A 15,287-nucleotide genomic window follows, 5' to 3' on the forward strand; every position below is an offset into this window, starting at 1 on the left:
GCAATGGGTATGGGTCTTAGATGGGGCAGGTTGGCGGTGGTTTCAACGGTCATTTTCTGCAACGCGGTGTTTCGAAGGCGTGTTCAGCGCACAGACAGGTTAGCTGGGATTCGGCTCGACACCGGCCCACTGTAGGAGCGAGCCTGCTCGCGATGGTGTGTCAGTCGGCATCAATTTGGCTGACACACCATCGCGAGCAGGCTCGCTCCTACAGGGGAAGGCGGTGGTGGCAATAAAAAAGGCGATGCCTGTGAGGGCGTCGCCTTTGTTTTGACTGCCGCTAAAGCTTACTCGGACAGTTTGTACGCGATCACATAGTCACCCATTTTGGTGCCCAGTGAGCCGTGGCCACCGACGACCAGCAGCACGTACTGCTTACCGTCCTTGCCGGTGTAGGTCATCGGCGTAGCCTGACCGCCAGCCGGCAGGCGCGATTTCCAAAGCTCGTTGCCGGTGTTGACGTCATAGGCGCGCAGGTATTGATCCAGCGTGCCGCTGAGGAAGCCGACGCCGCCGGCGGTGACTATCGAGCCGCCCATGCTTGGCACGCCGAGTGGCAGGCCGATAGGCAATGGCGAGCTGTCGCGGCTGGTGCCGTTCTTGCGTTTCCACACGACTTTGTTTGTGGTCAGGTCGATGCCGGCCACGTAGCCCCAGGCCGGAGCCTGGCACGGTACACCGAACGGCGACATGAGCGGGTGCATGATCACCGCGTAAGGTGCGCCCGTGTTCGGTTGCACGCCCGCTGTTTCGCTCTCGCGCTTGCTGCCGGCCGCGACTTCGGCGCGAGGCACCATTTTCGAGACGAAGGCCATGTAGTTCGGGCTGGTGAACAGCATCTGGCGAACCGGGTCGACCGAAACTCCGCCCCAGTTGAAGACGCCGACGTTACCCGGATAGATCAGGCTGCCCTGTTCCGACGGTGGGGTGTACTGACCGTCGTAACGCAGCTCCTTGAACTGGATGCGGCACAGCATCTGGTCAAACGGGCTGGCGCCCCACATGGCTTTTTCGGTCAGTTCCGGGGCCAGCAGGTTCAGGTCCGAACGGGCCTGGGTCGGTGCGGTGTGGTCGCCTTTCACGGCGCCTTGCGGAGCCGGGATTTCCTTGATCGGGATGATCGGCGTGCCGTCGCGACGGTCGAGGACGTACAGGCTGCCTTGCTTGGTCGGCTGGATCACAGCCGGCTTGATGCCGTCGGCGGTTTTCATGTCCAGCAGGGTTGGCTGGCTGCCGACGTCCATGTCCCACAGGTCGTGGTGAGTGAACTGGTAGTTCCAGCGCACCTTGCCGGTGGCCAGGTCCAGCGCGACCAGGCCGGCACTGAACTTCTCGGCGCCCGGGGTGCGGTCTGCGCCCCACTGGTCAGGGGTCTGGTTACCCAGTGGCAGGTAGACCATGCCGAGTTTTTCGTCGACGCTGGCCAGCGACCACATGTTCGCCGAGTTGCGGCTGTAGTGTTCGCCCTCTGGCAGCGGTTCGGTCGCGTCGGGATTGTTGCTGTCCCAGTTCCACACCAGATGACCGTCGTGTACGTCAAAGGCACGAATCACGCCGGATGGCTCGTTGGTCGACTCGTTGTCGGTGACGTGGCCGCCCATGATCACCAGGTCACGAGTGATCGCTGCTGGCGAGGTGGAGTAGTAGCCGCCGGGGGTGAACGGTCCGATGCCTTGAGTTAGGTCAACCACACCGTTTTTACCGAAACCTTCGCAAACCTTGCCGGTGTCGGCGTTGAGTGCGATCAGGCGTGCATCGGCGGTTGGCAGGTACAGACGACGCGGGCATGCCTGGGCGACGGCCTTGCCGGCTTCAGAGATGACGGCGGACGCAGCATTTTCAGCTTTTGCATTCGCCGCTTCGTCGTAGTACGACACGCCACGGCAGGTCATGTGGGCGAAGCCCTTGAAGCCTACCGGGCTCTTGATCTGCGGGTCGAAACGCCACAGTTCCTTGCCGGTGTCCGGGTCCAGCGCCAGCACCCTGCTATGGGCGGTGCAGGCATAGAGCATGCCGTTGGCCTTGAGCGGGGTGTTTTCGTTGGTCAGTTCCACCGGGTCACCGGCGGTTGGCAGATCGCCGGTCTGGATACGCCAGGCTTCTTGCAGCTTGCCGACGTTGGCCGGGGTGATCTGCTTGAGCGGCGAGTAGCGGTCACCGAATTCGCTGCGGCCATAGGCCTGCCAGTCGCCTTCGGGCATTTGTGGCGCAGTGCTGGTCATGTCAGCCGAGTCACGACCCAACTCGCCGAAGGTCTCGCCCGGATGGGTGAACTGGCTGGCCACGGCAGTGACACCGGCCAGGGCCACGGCCACGCTCAAGGCGCCAGTGCCCATAGGGGCAGGGCCGTTGATCAGCAATGGACGACGGAACCACGGCAGCAACATCACCACACCGAGGGCGAACCACAGCGCCAGGCGTGGCACCAGTTGCCACCAGTCCAGGCCGACTTCCCACAGCGCCCACAGGGTGCTGGCGAACAGCACCAGCGCGTACAGGCCCAGCGCGGCGCGGCGGGCGGCGATCAGCAACACGCCGCTCAGCGCGATGCCGATACCGGCCAGCAGGTAATACAGCGAGCCGCCGAGCATGCTCAGCTTGATCCCCCCGGCCAGCATGGCCAGGCCCATCAGTAGAAGCAGAATGCCGAGCAGGGTCGGCAACAGACGGCTTCGACTCAAGGCACCATCAGTGCTCATAGTGTGATTCTCCGTGACGTTTCAAGTAGTCCCGCGCCAGTTCACTGTAGATGACGATCCGGCGCGGGCAGGGTTCAGATAAAACTGGTTCAGCTGATGCAGTCCCTGTAGGAGCGAGCTTGCTCGCGAGAAACCTGAGAACGCCACGGGGTGTCAGGCTCGAAGCGTTATCGTTGGCGTCCATCGCGAGCAAGCTCGCTCCTACAGAGGTTTTGTGGTGTTTTTCAGAACGAGGACTGGACCTTGATCCCGCCGATCAGCGCGTCATCGACCTCGTTCACGCCACCGGGATGGCGGATGTATTGCAGGTTCGGGCGCACGGTCAGCCAGTTGGTCACGTGCACGCCGTAATAGAGTTCGGCGCTGTATTCGGTGTCCTGAGGCGGCAGGAAGGTCGGATTGTCGAAATCGAAGACTGCGTTGGCCTGGTTGGTCGCCTCGGCATTCTTGCGAAAGGCCGGGTTGACGTGGACGCGGGCCAGGGCGAAACCGATGTCGTCCCGGGCGCGCGCGTCGAACGGGCCTTTGTAGACGAGGCCGGCCTGGACGTAGTTGTCGATGGCGTTGGTCTTCTTGTCGTGCATGGTGCCGTTGGCGAACAGGCTCAGGCCCCGGGAGTGATCGCTGGCGAGGCTGGTGACCTGCTGCTGAAGGCCCAGCCACATACCGTGTTTGCTCGAGGCGCTGCGGTAGGCTTCGCCAGTCAGGGCAGCAGGCTGGCCATTGCTGTCCTTATAGACGTCGGTGGCGTTGGCGCTGCTGTAGTAGTAACCGGCGCGGTATTCGCCCGGCAGGCCGTTGAGCTTCGGCGTCCACACCAGTTCCACCGGCAGGACCGCGCCCTGGGTACCGCTGCCGCTCAGCTTGAAGCCATTGCCGCGATCCAGGTTCGACGTGTTCTGCTCAAACGCGCCGATCTGCGCGTACAACTGCGGCGTCAGGTGATATTTGACCCGCATCGCCCACTGGCTGACCGGCCAGTTGTACCAGATGTCGCCCGCCCAGTTGCCGACCTGGGATCCGCAGAACGCCAGGTTCTGGAAGTCGCAGGGGAAGCTGTTGAAGTCTTCGCCCTCACCGAAACGGCCGACCTTGATGTCGAGTTTTTCATCGAGGAATTTCTGCTGATACCACATCTGCGTCAGGCGCCAGGTCTGGCCGCGGCCCCAGACTTCCTGGGCCGAGGTGAAGCCGCCGACACGCGGGTCGTTGATGCGGTCGTTGCTGATGTTGTTACCGCTGCGTTCAGTGATGGTCAACTGGAACTCGGCGTCATCCCAGCCGAGGATCTTCTGCAAGTCCAGGTGGGTACCCAGGGCGAACTGGTCGCTGTAGCGCGCGGTGCGGTCGTGGTCGTAGCCGCCGTGCAGATTGCTGCCCATTTCACCGGTGTAATCGACTTTGAAGTCGTAGCCTTTTTCCGCGAGTTCTGTGCGAGTGCCGTTCCAGTCACCGAGCATCCACGGTGAATCGCTGTCGAAGGCAGGCGCCGCCTGAACGCAGGAGGCAAGGCCCAGCGCGGTGAGGCCACCAATCAGGGGCAGGATGCTTCGGTGGGCAGCAGTTGCAAAGACAGCGCTGTCTCGAAAAGTTTTAAAGTCAGGCATAGAGACGGAGTTCTTGATCTTTTTCTGGGGGATAAACGGAAAGCAGCAGGCGTGAAGCGAAAGCAGAAGCGTTTCAGCAGGCAGCGGGCGCAAGGATAATGTTCCGTTACAAATAGAGAAAGGGCTTTTACTGACATGCATCCTTTCGGATTCGGTAACAGTGACAAAAGATCGCAGCCTGCGGCAGCTCCTACAGGATACGGATTCCAACGCAGGAGCTGCCGCAGGCCGCGATCTTTTCCGTTTCACCTACATTTAACGTAAGGTGCGCGGCTTCCAATTCCCATTCTGCTCGAAGGCCCGGCATGACCGAACACAACCCTGACCCGCTGCACGGCGTGACGCTGGAACAGATCCTCAACGCGCTGGTTGAACACTACGAGTGGTCGGGGCTGGCCGAACGCATCGATATCCGCTGCTTCAAGAGCGACCCGAGCATCAAGTCGAGCCTGACGTTCCTGCGTAAAACCCCATGGGCGCGAGAAAAGGTCGAACGCCTGTATGTGAAGTTGATGCGCACCAAACGACCGCTGTGAACAGGGTCAATCCGTCCGGGTTTCGCCGCCGTTTTGTGGCTGTGGCTGCCACGCTCGGCTGGGCGGGATTGAGCATCCAGATGTACCTGATTTTCCATTCACGCTGGACGCTGGGCGCCAGCCTTATCGGCGGGCTGATGAGTTTTTTCAGCTATTTCACCGTGCTGAGCAACACCCTGGTGGCGACCGTGCTGTCCTGTGAATGGACAACCCGCGAGTCAGCCGCGCGTCGCTGGTTCCTGCAGCCTTGGGTCAGCAGTGCGATTGCCGTGAGCATCGCCGTGGTGAGCCTGGCCTACAACCTGCTGCTGCGCCACTTGTGGCATCCCGAGGGCTGGCAATGGCTGGCCGATGAGTTGTTGCATGACATCATGCCAGTGCTGTTTCTGGGGTATTGGTGGCGTTATGTGCCCAAGGGCACATTGCGCGTGTGGCACATCGCGCTGTGGGTGATTTATCCGCTGGTTTATTTTGGCTATGCACTGCTGCGCGGGCATCTGCTGGCGGTTTATCCGTATCCGTTCATCGATGTCGAGAAGCTGGGTTATCCACAGGTGTTCATCAATGCCGGCGGGTTGTTGGCGGGGTTTGTAGTGATTGCGTTGCTGGTGATCGGGCTGGATCGGTGGCGGGCTCGAAGGTGAGTGCCATGGGTATGTTGATCCCCTTTGTGGCGAGGGAGCTTGCTCCCGATCGGCTGCGAAGCAGCCGTTAAATCTGCTTATTGGGTTTTTCAGAAAAACCAAGTTGCAGGTTTTGGCACTGCTGCGCAGCGCAGCGGGAGCAAGCTCCCTCGCCACATTGTGACGCCAGTCACTCCTCGGTGCTGTTATCCAGCTTCCAGTACCCAACCGCCTTGACGCACTGCTCGTGCAGCCGGTGATTGCTCTGCGCAGCATGAAGCGTAAACCTGAGTCGGGTTTGCCGAGTCTGTTTGATTGTCCCAAGTGCCGGCAGCACAACTTCATTGAGCGTATGTTCGGCTGGCTGAAAGAAAACCGCCGCATCGTTACGCACTTCGACAAACTCGCGAAAAGTTATGCGGCGATGGTCTCGCTGGTATGTGCCATGCGGTGTTTACGACATTACTTTTCGTAAAGAGTCTAAGTCAATCTGTTTGTAGGTGAGTTCTTACATGCGGAAGGTTAACTTGTTGGTTTTATTTGTGTTTTTGCAATATTCAGGTTTCATTTTTCCTACGTTGACTGGTGAAAAATCCTACTTACTTTTCCTAGGATTTAGTCGAGTATGCCCCGGCGTTGAAAGCCCAGACAAATAGCTATTTTGGCTCCAGCCCATAGTGATGACTTGTCAGCGTCTATTCGTTAATAAAAAGGGAAGTCTCGGCTTTGTTCGAGCTTTCAATTGTCCGGCCCATTTGAAGTAACAGGTATTTACCATGTTCAAAAAAATCGCAATCGCTACTCCTCTGGCCGTTCTGGCACTGAGTTCTTCCATGGCTTTTGCAGCAGGTGAAGCGCGTCATTCCATTAATCTGGTTGCATCGGTTCCAACCGAGGAGTTCCACGTACTGCCGGTGGATCCGGATCTGATCACTAAAGATCAACGATTGAGCTACAACCCGGTTTCCGGTGATCTGAGCACTTTGCGTGCGCAATTCGACACCAAAAACACCAATGGCTCGATTGCCGCCAGCCTTGAAAGTGAAGCGTTCCTGTTCAACGGTGCAGACGCGGATAAGGTTCCCTTGACGGTGACGTTCAATGGTAAAACGCTGAAACATACGGCGGCTGAGGAAGTCGTCAGCGAGACCGAGTCCACTCCGGGCAAGCGTGTCGAACTGGTCATTGCTCCCACCAAGCCAGGTGCTGGCTATAAGCCGGGTGACTACACCGGTGCGGTCACCATGATCTTTGATGCAGTGCCAACAGTGACGCCTTGATGTCTTGAATGCTTGTGAGCGCAAAGCTCACAAGGCATCAAAAACCGGTCGGCAGTCTCCCCTGTCGGCCGGGCTTTTTACAGCGTTAACCGTTCATTCTCAGAGTATTCCGTTCATGTTCCCGATGACTCCCATCGCGGCTGCGCTCGCACTTTTTTTTTGCGCAAGTGCACTGGCCGCGCCAACTGACAATGGCACGACACCCCGCAGTTTGCTCGCTCAGGCCAAAGGTTTGCCGTCCGAGTTCGAAGAGCACTTCTTCGATGTGCCTTTGGCGGTTCGGGTGGAACTTGATCAACAATTTCTGGGTGAGGCGATGATCGTATTGTCCCGCGATGATCGCATCACCCTGCTTGAGTTTGCCGATGTCAGCGATAGCAACATTCTCGCCAGTGAGCGTGAAACCTGGGCGGCTTACCTGCAAAAAGGCGTGGCCCTTGGCGCCTGCGAAGGCAGTTGCCCGGAGCAGATGCTGGCCGTGCATTACAACCTTCAGAATTCATTGGTGTCGATTCTCACTGAAAATGCCGAGCGCGACACTCAAACCAAGCGTTATTACCAGCAGCCGGAAGGCGGCAGCACAGGGTTGATCTTGCGCAACCAGCTGAACCTCAACGGTGGCCAGGATCAGGACCTGGGTGGGCGATATGGGCTGGAGGCCAGCAGCAGCCTGGGCAACTGGACCCAGAATCTGAATATGCAGCTAGCCCGTCTGGGCGGCCCGGATGACAAGCTTTATCACGCGATACATGAGCTTTACAGCCAACGTGAGTTGGAGGGCAATTTTATGCGCCTGGGTTATTTCACCCCCAACTCCGAAGGCCTGAGCCGCCAGCCACGTTCGTTTGGTGCCAGCCCCGACACGGCCGTGGGCCTCATGTACGGAAGCTCCGACAGCCTGGCGATCAACAGCCCCAAGCCCAGCGTTTACCCGATCTATGTCACCGCCAACCGTCAGGCCTCGGTGGAGATTTTTCGCAATGGCTTGCTGATCAATACCCAACCGGTCGATGCCGGCTTGCAAACCCTGGATACGCGGCCCTTGCCCGGCGGGATCTACGAAGTGGAAGTGCGCTTGATCGAAGACGGTCAAATCACCTCCACTACCCAGGAACTGGTGTACAAACCGAGCAACTGGCGCAATTACGATGAGCGCTGGCGCTACAACCTGTTCGCCGGGCAGGAAAGCAAGTTGTTGAGCAACTGGGATGAGCAGGCTTACGGCGACATGACCGCCGGCGCCGCCTTCAACTACCTGCTGCATCCACGGCTCATTCTCGGCGTCTCGGGGCGCCAGGTTCGGGACGCACTGCAATATGGCTCGTCGGTCGATTGGACCCTGGCTGACAACACCAGCCTCTTTGCCAACGTGTATCAGACCCAGGACCATGGCACCGGTCTTGATGTGCAAGCGATGTACAACTATGGCACCGGAAGTGTATTCGCCACCCATAACCGCAGTTGGCTGGACACCACCAAAATCTACGAAACCCTGCCCGATGGCACTCGGGTGCGGCAGCGCAATGTGTTTGTCGGCCAGACCAGCACTTCGTCGTTGTCGGTGAATCATCGGATCAGCAGCAGAAGCTCGCTCAACGGCCGAATCTCTCACACCGACGGCAACAGTGAAGGCGTAGGCCTGGATCTGGGCTGGACCCAGCGCACCCAGCTGTTCGGCAGCGATGGCAACTGGCGATTCTCGGTATTTGACCGGCCCGGCACTTTCAGCAGCGGTGACCAACGCAACCGTGGCTTCGACCTGACCGTCAGCCTCGCGCTGGGCGGACCGGGTGAGCAATGGTCCGGCAGCATCGGTTCGCGCACTTCCCGTGATGGGGGCCGCGATAACAACGCCTCGCTGACCTACCGCAAAGACCTGCAGGACCATGTGCTGCAAAACGTGTCGGCCACCGCGATTACCGATACCTACGGGGTCGGGCTGTCCGGCCTGACGAACTTCCAGACCGAAGCCATCAACGGCGATGCCTTCGTCCAGCGTTCGTCGTTCAATGGCAACTACACCGGCGGGTTGAACCTGGACAGCACCGTTGCCGTGGGCGGCCAGCACGTCGTCATGACGAGCCAGCATCAAGGCAGCGGTGCCGGGATGATCATCGACGTCGAATCCGACCTCGATGAAATCGCCCTGCGCGCCGACGACTTGACCGGTGGCAGCACCGCCTTGCGTCCCGGGCGCAACTTCATCCCGATCACTGCCTACAAGAGCAGTTCGGTGAGCTTCGACTTTGAAGGCAACCACCCGCCAGCGGCCAGTATCCAGCCGGCCCGCACCAGTTATCACCTGAACAAGGGCGGCGTGGACTACCGCAAGATCACCATCAGCAAAACCCTGACCGTGCTCGGCCGCCTGGTCGACCCCCAGGGCAAACCGCTCAAGGGCCACCACATCATCAACCACGCCAGCCGTGGCGTGAGTGAAGTGGACGGGTTCTTCTCCATGGAAATGAAGGCCGGTTCGCCGACCCTGGAAGTGCGTTACGGCAACCAGTTGTTGTGCCAGTTCCGACTTGATCCGAGCAGTGCGCGCAATGAGAACGATGTGTTGATGATCGGGGATTTGCGTTGTACGCCGGATACGTTGGCGGATACCACCAATGCCGTACAGAGAGCCGGCTGATGAAGGTTACCTACTATTTGGAGCGCGTAAAACGATGAGCTTTTGGACTATTTATCAATGGCACACGCTAAGGGTGATCCTGGTCGGCTGCTGTCTGTCGGTCTCGGCCATGGAGGCTGGGGCGGTCGTTAAGCAGGTTACAGCCACCTTCAACCCGGATCCGGGGAATCCGCTGAAAAACGAATTCAAGAACACGACACCCAATGAAGGGGTCTGCCAGACGCTGCAGCAGCACTGCAAGGCCCACAATGTATTCAGTCTGCGCTCTCACGAGGTAATTGCGCTCAACGGCCCTATCGAGCCCAACCACGCAGACGTACGAAAGGGGGCGATGATCAAGACGCCGGCGGGCTGGCGCACCTTGACGGTCAAGGAGCGCCAATCCGGCGAAGAGACCACGGTGGAAGTACGTATTGCCGGGATAGCCGGTCGCTATGAACTGAGTCACACAGTGCAGGAGCTCACCGGCAACCCTGATAACTATAGGGGTCATAGAGCGTTGTGGGGGGAGCGTTGGGACAATCCGCCGAGTCCTTGTATTTCCATCGTCAGCGCCTATTACGGTCCTGACCACTACGCGTTCTTCTGGCTGACCCCTGAGGAAGCGGTGTGTAACAAGCAGGCCAAGTTCCTGATTCCCGGCTTTGGCTATCGGGGCCTGGACTTCGTCTATGAACTGCGTACGCCCAATCCGCTGAAGATGTCCACGGGGATCTATGAGGGTACACAGGTCTACTCGATCGGACCTAACGGCGATTTCGATCTTGGCGACATCGTCGTTCCTTCAGACGCGGTCATCCAGCTCGACTTCACCCTGACCGTCGAACACACCCTCAAAGTCGAAATACCTCCCGGCGGTAACAAGGTTGAATTGGTGCCTCAAGGCGGCTGGCAGGCATGGCTGAATCAGGGGCGTAGACCCACGCGGCTGTTCCGTGACCAGACATTTAATATCTCTTCGTCGAACCGCTTCAAGATGCAGTTGGAGTGCCAATACTCCGATAGCAATACCTGCGCTGTGCGCGATCCCGAATCCGATCATATTGTGCCACTCAATATCAGTGTGAGTTTGCCCAACGGCCTGACAGACGCCAACGGGCAACCGGTCAAACTTCGTCCATTGCGGCTCGACGGCAGTGGTACCGAGCTGTTTCAACCTGGTTTCTATGTCGATCGCAAACCGGGAACCTTGCACTTCGAGATCACCAGGGATCAGGTCGAACAAATGTTGAACGATGGTGCTGCAAAGCAATATTCGGGCAACGTCACGGTGATCTGGGATTCGGAAGTTTAAGCGGCGTTCGGGCCATAACGGCCCGGTTCGGTTGTGTTTATTAATTGAGGTTTAACGTTATGAAACACCTGTTGGCATTATTCGGTTTTTATCTGCTTTCTCAGGCGGCTCAAGCCGGGCCGCAGATCAATGTCGGGGTGGTGTACGACTACCTCGATGGCGATAAAAGCACCTACCTGAAACGGGTCTTCAACGGTGGCGACAGCACCGCCTTCGTCAAGGTCAATATCCTCGAGATCGTCTATGACGCCGATGGGAAGGCACGGGAAATCCCGCTGACCTCTCAGGCCGACGCCAGCGCCCGTGATGGTTTGATGGCCAGTCCGGCCAGGTTGATCGTGCCGGCCAATGGCATGCAGGGTACGCGGTTGTTGTACATGGGCGAGCGCGATAAAGAGCGTTACTTCCGGGTGCGCTTCGTTCCGGTAGTACCGGAGAAAGAAGATGAGTTCGCGGTGTCCACCGAAGAACGCGAAGACTACAAAAAAGGCCTGTCGGCCGGCGTTAACGTACTGGCTGGCTACGGCACAGTGTTTTTCGTGCGCCCCAAGGAAACACGCTTTGACAGCGTGATCGATAACGGCACGGCCAGCTATCAGATCCGCAACAACGGCAACACGGTGGTGGTGATCGATGAGTTCAAGGACTGTTCAGTGAAAAGCGAGCAGGAGTGTCAACCCACTACCAAACATCACATTCTTGCCGGTCGGACTTTCCAGTTCGATAAACAGCCAGGCCGTGAGTATCGCTTCAATCTGGTTGAGGGCACACAGACCAAGAGCCTGCGCGTGGCAGGGAACTAACAATGAAGGCGCTCTTGACCTCAACCCAATGGCCTGCAAGTAACGGTGAAAAAAATGCTTCGTAAATTAGTCATGACGACCGTGTTGGTGATGACATCGGCGTTGGGACCTGTGGCATTGGCCGCACGCTTCGTCGAGCAGTTTGAAGTGTCGGTCACCATTCCGACTGCGAGCTTTTATGTACTGCCTGTCGATCCGCAGCTGCTTGAGCGCGAACAGCGCCTGAGTTGGAACCCGGTCACTTCAACGCTCAGCCCGCTGCGCGCCAACTTTGATGTGAAGAATATCAATGGCGGGATATCGGCGCGCCTGAGTGAGCGGGCGTACTTGTCCAATGGCCAGGACGAGATCGACTTGAACGTGGCCTTCAACAAAGTCCCCCTGACGCTGGACAGCCAGCCGGTGGTGGACGACGCCCGGCCGGGCCGCCGGGTGATTCTGGAAATCGCTGCGCTGGAAGGCCCGGACGGCTTCAAGGCCGGCGACTACCACGGCAACGTGCATATGATTTTCGAGGCGATGAGCCCGTGAAACACCAGAGGGCATCAATGATGAAGTTTGTGAGCGGCAATGTGGATCGCATGTTCAGGCAGGTATGCCGCCGACTCTGGCTGGCCTTCCCAGCGGTGCTGTTTTCTTTATCGGCCCATGCGGTCGAGGTCGAGTTCAAGGCTTCGTTTCGCCCGGATGCGGGTGATCCACTGAAAAACGAGTTCACCAACACCACGCCGTCGAGCGGTTACTGCGCCAACTATCCGACCCGATGCAAGCTCAGTTTTCGACTGCCGTTGACGTTTAATTCCCGTACGACCATTGAGGCCAATCATAGTGACCATCGTCAGGGCGCCACCCTCAAGGCGCCCGCCGATTGGCGGACGTTGACGGTGGTCAACCCTGCAACGGGTGATGAAACCGAGGTGGAGCTGCGCATTTCGGGAATCGGCAGTGCTTACCTTCTGAGTCACAGCGCCGTGGAGCTTGTTCCGGGGGCGGTCAGCGTACTTGATGCACACAGAAAATTATGGGGGAGCGACTGGCTCTATGCGCCCGGGCCTTGCTTAGGCACCGGCCTGGCACTGTATGGGGCCAGAGGTTATGCGTTCTTCTGGAAAACACCCGTTGAAGGGTTCTGTTCGAAGTTGGCCCGGTACCCGATACCTGGAATGGTGTATCAGTACCTTGATGTGGCGTATGAGCTGCGCACTCCTAAGCCTCTGGAAATGGACGCCGGCATTTACACGGGCAGTATTTCCTATAGCGTGGGGCCGTTCAAAGACTTCGATATGGGCGATGTAATGCTGCCCGGCGACGACAACATCGTCTTCAACTTCACCCTGACGGTGGAGCACACCCTCAAGGTCGAAATCCCGCCCGGTGGCAACCGTATCCAATTGGAGCCCCAGGGCGGCTGGCAAGCCTGGCTCAATCAGGGCCGCAAACCCGCAAAGTTGTTCCGCGACCAGACCTTCAACCTCTCGGCCAGTTCACGTTTCAAGATGCAGCTCGAGTGTGGCACGGGCCAGATTGGCGATACCTGCGCCGTGCAAAACGCTGCCGGTAGCCAGGTGCCGCTGGAGGTACTGGTGAGCTTGCCCAACGGCCTGACGAACATCGATGGTGGTGCGGTCAACCGCCTGCCGCTGCGGGTCAGCGGCGCGGGGACCGAGCTGTTTCAACCTTCCTTCTATGTCGACCGACGGCCTGGCACCTTGCACTTCGAAGTGCAAAGGGAAGGTGTGGAAGAAATGCTCAAGCGCGAGGGCGATACCTGGTCGGGCACGGTGTCGGTGATCTGGGATTCGGAAGTGTGAATCGCTTTCCATGACTTGTACCGGGCGCTCAATAACTCCGTATGGTTAGGTGGGAATCATGTTTCCTGGAAAAAATATAATGGAGCGGCAATGGGCCTCAGGTTCGTGCTGATGACGGCACTGGGTTGGTTCTCTGCCGTAACGAATGCTGCCGCGATCAATATCGACGCCTCTTTCAGGCCGGACACAGCCAGCGCAACGGGCCGATGATCAAGTTGCCGGGCTGGCCCTGATGCCAGTCAGTTAAGCCCCAGACATTGTGGGAGCGAGCTTGGTCCGGGCGGCGTTCCGACGATAGCGTCCTGTCAGTCACATCAATACCGGATGTGCCGCCGTCATCGCGGGCAAGCCCTAATGTCTGTCAGTTAAGCCCGGACATTGTGGGAGCGAGCTTGCTCGCGATAGCGGACCGTCAGGCGCCCCTTGTGTGACTGTCTAATCGTCATCGCGAGCAAGCTCGCTCTCACAAGGTTTGCGGTGTTCAAACGCTTAACTGACTGGCATTAGGGCAAGCGCCCTCGCCACAGAATATTCGGCTGACTATGGATGATCTTTATTCCTCGTCACTGCCAGCCAGTTTCCAGTAACCAACCGCCTTGACGAACTGCTCGTCCAGCCCATGCTCATCGAGCAACACCCGACGAATCTGCCGCGACACCTTGCTCTCGGTCGCCACCCACGCGTACAGGCTGCCGGCTGGCACCTGGATCTGGCGCACGGTGGTCAGCAGATTGTCCTTGCCACCTTCACGCAGCACCCAGATCACATTGACCTCGGCCGCGCTGTGCAGCACTTGCTGTTCCTTGCCGTTTTCCACTTCCACGATCACCAACGCACGACGGTTGGCCGCCAGGCCTTCCAGGCGTCGGGCGATGGCGGGCAGGGCGGTTTCGTCGCCGATCAGCAGGTAACTGTCGAAGATGTCCGGCACGATCATCGAACCCCGCGGCCCTGCGATGTGCAGGAATTGGCCGGGTTTGGCCTGCTCGGCCCAGGTCGAGGCAGGGCCGTCGCTGTGCAGCACGAAGTCGATGTCCAGCTCCAGGGTGTTCAGGTCGTAGCGACGCGGCGTGTAGTCGCGCATTTCAGGCTGCGGACCGTTGTCCTTGCCGGCGCCCGGCACCAGGGTTTCCAGGGCCGCAGCTTGCTCGGCGTTTTGCGGGAACAGCAGTTTGACGTGGTCGTCCGTACCCAGGCTGACGAAACCTGCCAGCTCAGGGCCACCCAGGGTAATCCGGCGCATGCGCGGGGTCAGGTCGACCACGCGCAACACTTCCAGACGACGGCGTTTGATGTCGTGCATGACACGGGCAATGGCGGTGATCACTTCAGTCATTCGGCGTTCTCCTGAACCGGTTCAACGGCAGGGCCGTCGACGATGGCTTTGGCGGTGTTGTTGAGCAAGTCGCGTACCCGCAGGATTTCTTCGGGGCTCCAGCGGCCATGATGCATTTGCAGGGCGTGGCGCAGGTTGTGCACCGCTTCGTGAATTTCGGCGGGACGGTCATGGCCGCGCAATGAGCGCTTGCTGACTTCGATGCGCATGCGCACGCCGTCCAGGGCAATCGCTTGTTCACTTAAAGACAGACGTCCGGCGTCGGTGATTGTGTAGCGTTTTTTTCCGCCTTCGGCGTCACCCTGGATCAGTTCGCTTTCTTCAAGGAACGTCAGCGTCGGGTAAATCACACCGGGACTGGGACTGTAGGCGCCATCGAACATCCCTTCGATCTGGCGGATCAGGTCGTAGCCGTGGCACGGCTGTTCGGCAATCAGCGCCAGTAGCAGCAGTTTCAGATCGCCGGGGGCAAATACCCGTGGGCCGCGGCCACCGCGTTCGCGGCCGGGGCGCTTCTCGAAGCCGTCGCGGCCGTCACCGTGTTCGCGATGGGGGGAATGATGGTCTCTCATTTCGTCTTCTCTCGTCGTGTTTAGATACAACTTAAGATATATCTTTTATCTCGATCAAGGCGTTTTCCATGCGAGGCGACCTCATGCC

The 15,287-nt window shown here is 58.8% G+C and carries 12 protein-coding genes and 1 pseudogene; 9 read left to right on the forward strand and 4 right to left on the reverse strand.

The genetic code is table 11. The annotated features are described in order from the left end of the window. Positions 1-287: 287 nt before the first annotated feature. On the reverse strand, positions 288-2,699 hold the full coding sequence (locus tag C8K63_RS10010; RefSeq protein ID WP_108216562.1) for a glucose/quinate/shikimate family membrane-bound PQQ-dependent dehydrogenase: 2,412 nt from the start codon (positions 2,697-2,699) through the stop codon (positions 288-290). 224 nt (positions 2,700-2,923) lie between these two features. Then, positions 2,924-4,306: a carbohydrate porin gene (locus C8K63_RS10020; protein WP_108216563.1), complete on the reverse strand. Its 1,383-nt coding sequence runs from the start codon at positions 4,304-4,306 to the stop codon at positions 2,924-2,926. Positions 4,307-4,611: 305 nt separating this feature from the next. Between C8K63_RS10020 and C8K63_RS10025 the strand changes: the two genes are divergently transcribed. The 9 genes and pseudogenes from C8K63_RS10025 to C8K63_RS10065 all read left to right on the forward strand — a co-directional run bounded on the left by C8K63_RS10025 (position 4,612) and on the right by C8K63_RS10065 (position 13,291). After that, positions 4,612-4,842, forward strand: a complete 231-nt coding sequence (locus C8K63_RS10025; protein WP_108216564.1) for a VF530 family DNA-binding protein — start codon at positions 4,612-4,614, stop codon at positions 4,840-4,842. Positions 4,843-4,922: 80 nt separating this feature from the next. Next, entirely contained in the window at positions 4,923-5,486 is a 564-nt protein-coding gene (locus C8K63_RS10030) for a Pr6Pr family membrane protein (protein ID WP_223531165.1), read from the forward strand. 214 nt (positions 5,487-5,700) lie between these two features. Further along, positions 5,701-5,940, forward strand: a pseudogene (locus C8K63_RS10035) (IS5/IS1182 family transposase); the annotation flags it as partial. Positions 5,941-6,241: 301 nt separating this feature from the next. After that, on the forward strand, positions 6,242-6,745 hold the full coding sequence (locus C8K63_RS10040; protein ID WP_108216565.1) for a CS1 type fimbrial major subunit: 504 nt from the start codon (positions 6,242-6,244) through the stop codon (positions 6,743-6,745). A 115-nt stretch (positions 6,746-6,860) separates the two neighbouring features. Further along, entirely contained in the window at positions 6,861-9,383 is a 2,523-nt protein-coding gene (locus C8K63_RS10045) for a CS1-pili formation C-terminal domain-containing protein (RefSeq protein WP_108216566.1), read from the forward strand. 34 nt (positions 9,384-9,417) lie between these two features. After that, positions 9,418-10,677 carry a hypothetical protein gene (locus C8K63_RS10050; protein WP_108216567.1) on the forward strand — a complete coding sequence of 420 codons (1,260 nt, stop codon included), beginning with the start codon at positions 9,418-9,420 and terminating at the stop codon, positions 10,675-10,677. Positions 10,678-10,736: 59 nt separating this feature from the next. Continuing rightward, entirely contained in the window at positions 10,737-11,480 is a 744-nt protein-coding gene (locus C8K63_RS10055) for a pilus assembly protein (RefSeq protein ID WP_108216568.1), read from the forward strand. 54 nt (positions 11,481-11,534) lie between these two features. After that, positions 11,535-12,011 (forward strand): CS1 type fimbrial major subunit, encoded by a 477-nt coding sequence (locus tag C8K63_RS10060; protein ID WP_108216569.1) that lies wholly within the window; start codon positions 11,535-11,537, stop codon positions 12,009-12,011. Between the two features lie 17 nt (positions 12,012-12,028). Further along, positions 12,029-13,291 carry a hypothetical protein gene (locus tag C8K63_RS10065; RefSeq protein ID WP_371920751.1) on the forward strand — a complete coding sequence of 421 codons (1,263 nt, stop codon included), beginning with the start codon at positions 12,029-12,031 and terminating at the stop codon, positions 13,289-13,291. 553 nt (positions 13,292-13,844) lie between these two features. Here the strand turns inward: C8K63_RS10065 and C8K63_RS10070 are convergent. Both C8K63_RS10070 and C8K63_RS10075 read right to left on the reverse strand, forming a co-directional pair. Continuing rightward, entirely contained in the window at positions 13,845-14,627 is a 783-nt protein-coding gene (locus tag C8K63_RS10070) for a siderophore-interacting protein (RefSeq protein WP_108216570.1), read from the reverse strand. Beyond that, on the reverse strand, positions 14,624-15,199 hold the full coding sequence (locus C8K63_RS10075) for a PadR family transcriptional regulator (protein WP_108216571.1): 576 nt from the start codon (positions 15,197-15,199) through the stop codon (positions 14,624-14,626). The genes C8K63_RS10070 and C8K63_RS10075 overlap by 4 nt, the downstream gene beginning before the upstream one ends. Positions 15,200-15,287: the final 88 nt, after the last annotated feature.

The sequence above is a fragment of the Pseudomonas sp. GV085 genome (genome assembly GCF_003050925.1).
Lineage (GTDB): Bacteria > Pseudomonadota > Gammaproteobacteria > Pseudomonadales > Pseudomonadaceae > Aquipseudomonas.

What these genes read in the sequence shown, in the direction of transcription:
- C8K63_RS10040 (WP_108216565.1), top strand. Translation starts at nt 6,242, where the DNA reads ATGTTCAAAAAAATCGCAATCGCTACTCCTCTGGCCGTTCTGGCACTG.
- C8K63_RS10060 (WP_108216569.1), top strand. Translation starts at nt 11,535, where the DNA reads ATGCTTCGTAAATTAGTCATGACGACCGTGTTGGTGATGACATCGGCG.
- C8K63_RS10075 (WP_108216571.1), bottom strand. Translation starts at nt 15,199, where the DNA reads ATGAGAGACCATCATTCCCCCCATCGCGAACACGGTGACGGCCGCGAC.
- C8K63_RS10055 (WP_108216568.1), top strand. Translation starts at nt 10,737, where the DNA reads ATGAAACACCTGTTGGCATTATTCGGTTTTTATCTGCTTTCTCAGGCG.
- C8K63_RS10030 (WP_223531165.1), top strand. Translation starts at nt 4,923, where the DNA reads ATGTACCTGATTTTCCATTCACGCTGGACGCTGGGCGCCAGCCTTATC.
- C8K63_RS10070 (WP_108216570.1), bottom strand. Translation starts at nt 14,627, where the DNA reads ATGACTGAAGTGATCACCGCCATTGCCCGTGTCATGCACGACATCAAA.
- C8K63_RS10020 (WP_108216563.1), bottom strand. Translation starts at nt 4,306, where the DNA reads ATGCCTGACTTTAAAACTTTTCGAGACAGCGCTGTCTTTGCAACTGCT.
- C8K63_RS10050 (WP_108216567.1), top strand. Translation starts at nt 9,418, where the DNA reads ATGAGCTTTTGGACTATTTATCAATGGCACACGCTAAGGGTGATCCTG.
- C8K63_RS10065 (WP_371920751.1), top strand. Translation starts at nt 12,029, where the DNA reads ATGATGAAGTTTGTGAGCGGCAATGTGGATCGCATGTTCAGGCAGGTA.
- C8K63_RS10010 (WP_108216562.1), bottom strand. Translation starts at nt 2,699, where the DNA reads ATGAGCACTGATGGTGCCTTGAGTCGAAGCCGTCTGTTGCCGACCCTG.
- C8K63_RS10025 (WP_108216564.1), top strand. Translation starts at nt 4,612, where the DNA reads ATGACCGAACACAACCCTGACCCGCTGCACGGCGTGACGCTGGAACAG.
- C8K63_RS10045 (WP_108216566.1), top strand. Translation starts at nt 6,861, where the DNA reads ATGTTCCCGATGACTCCCATCGCGGCTGCGCTCGCACTTTTTTTTTGC.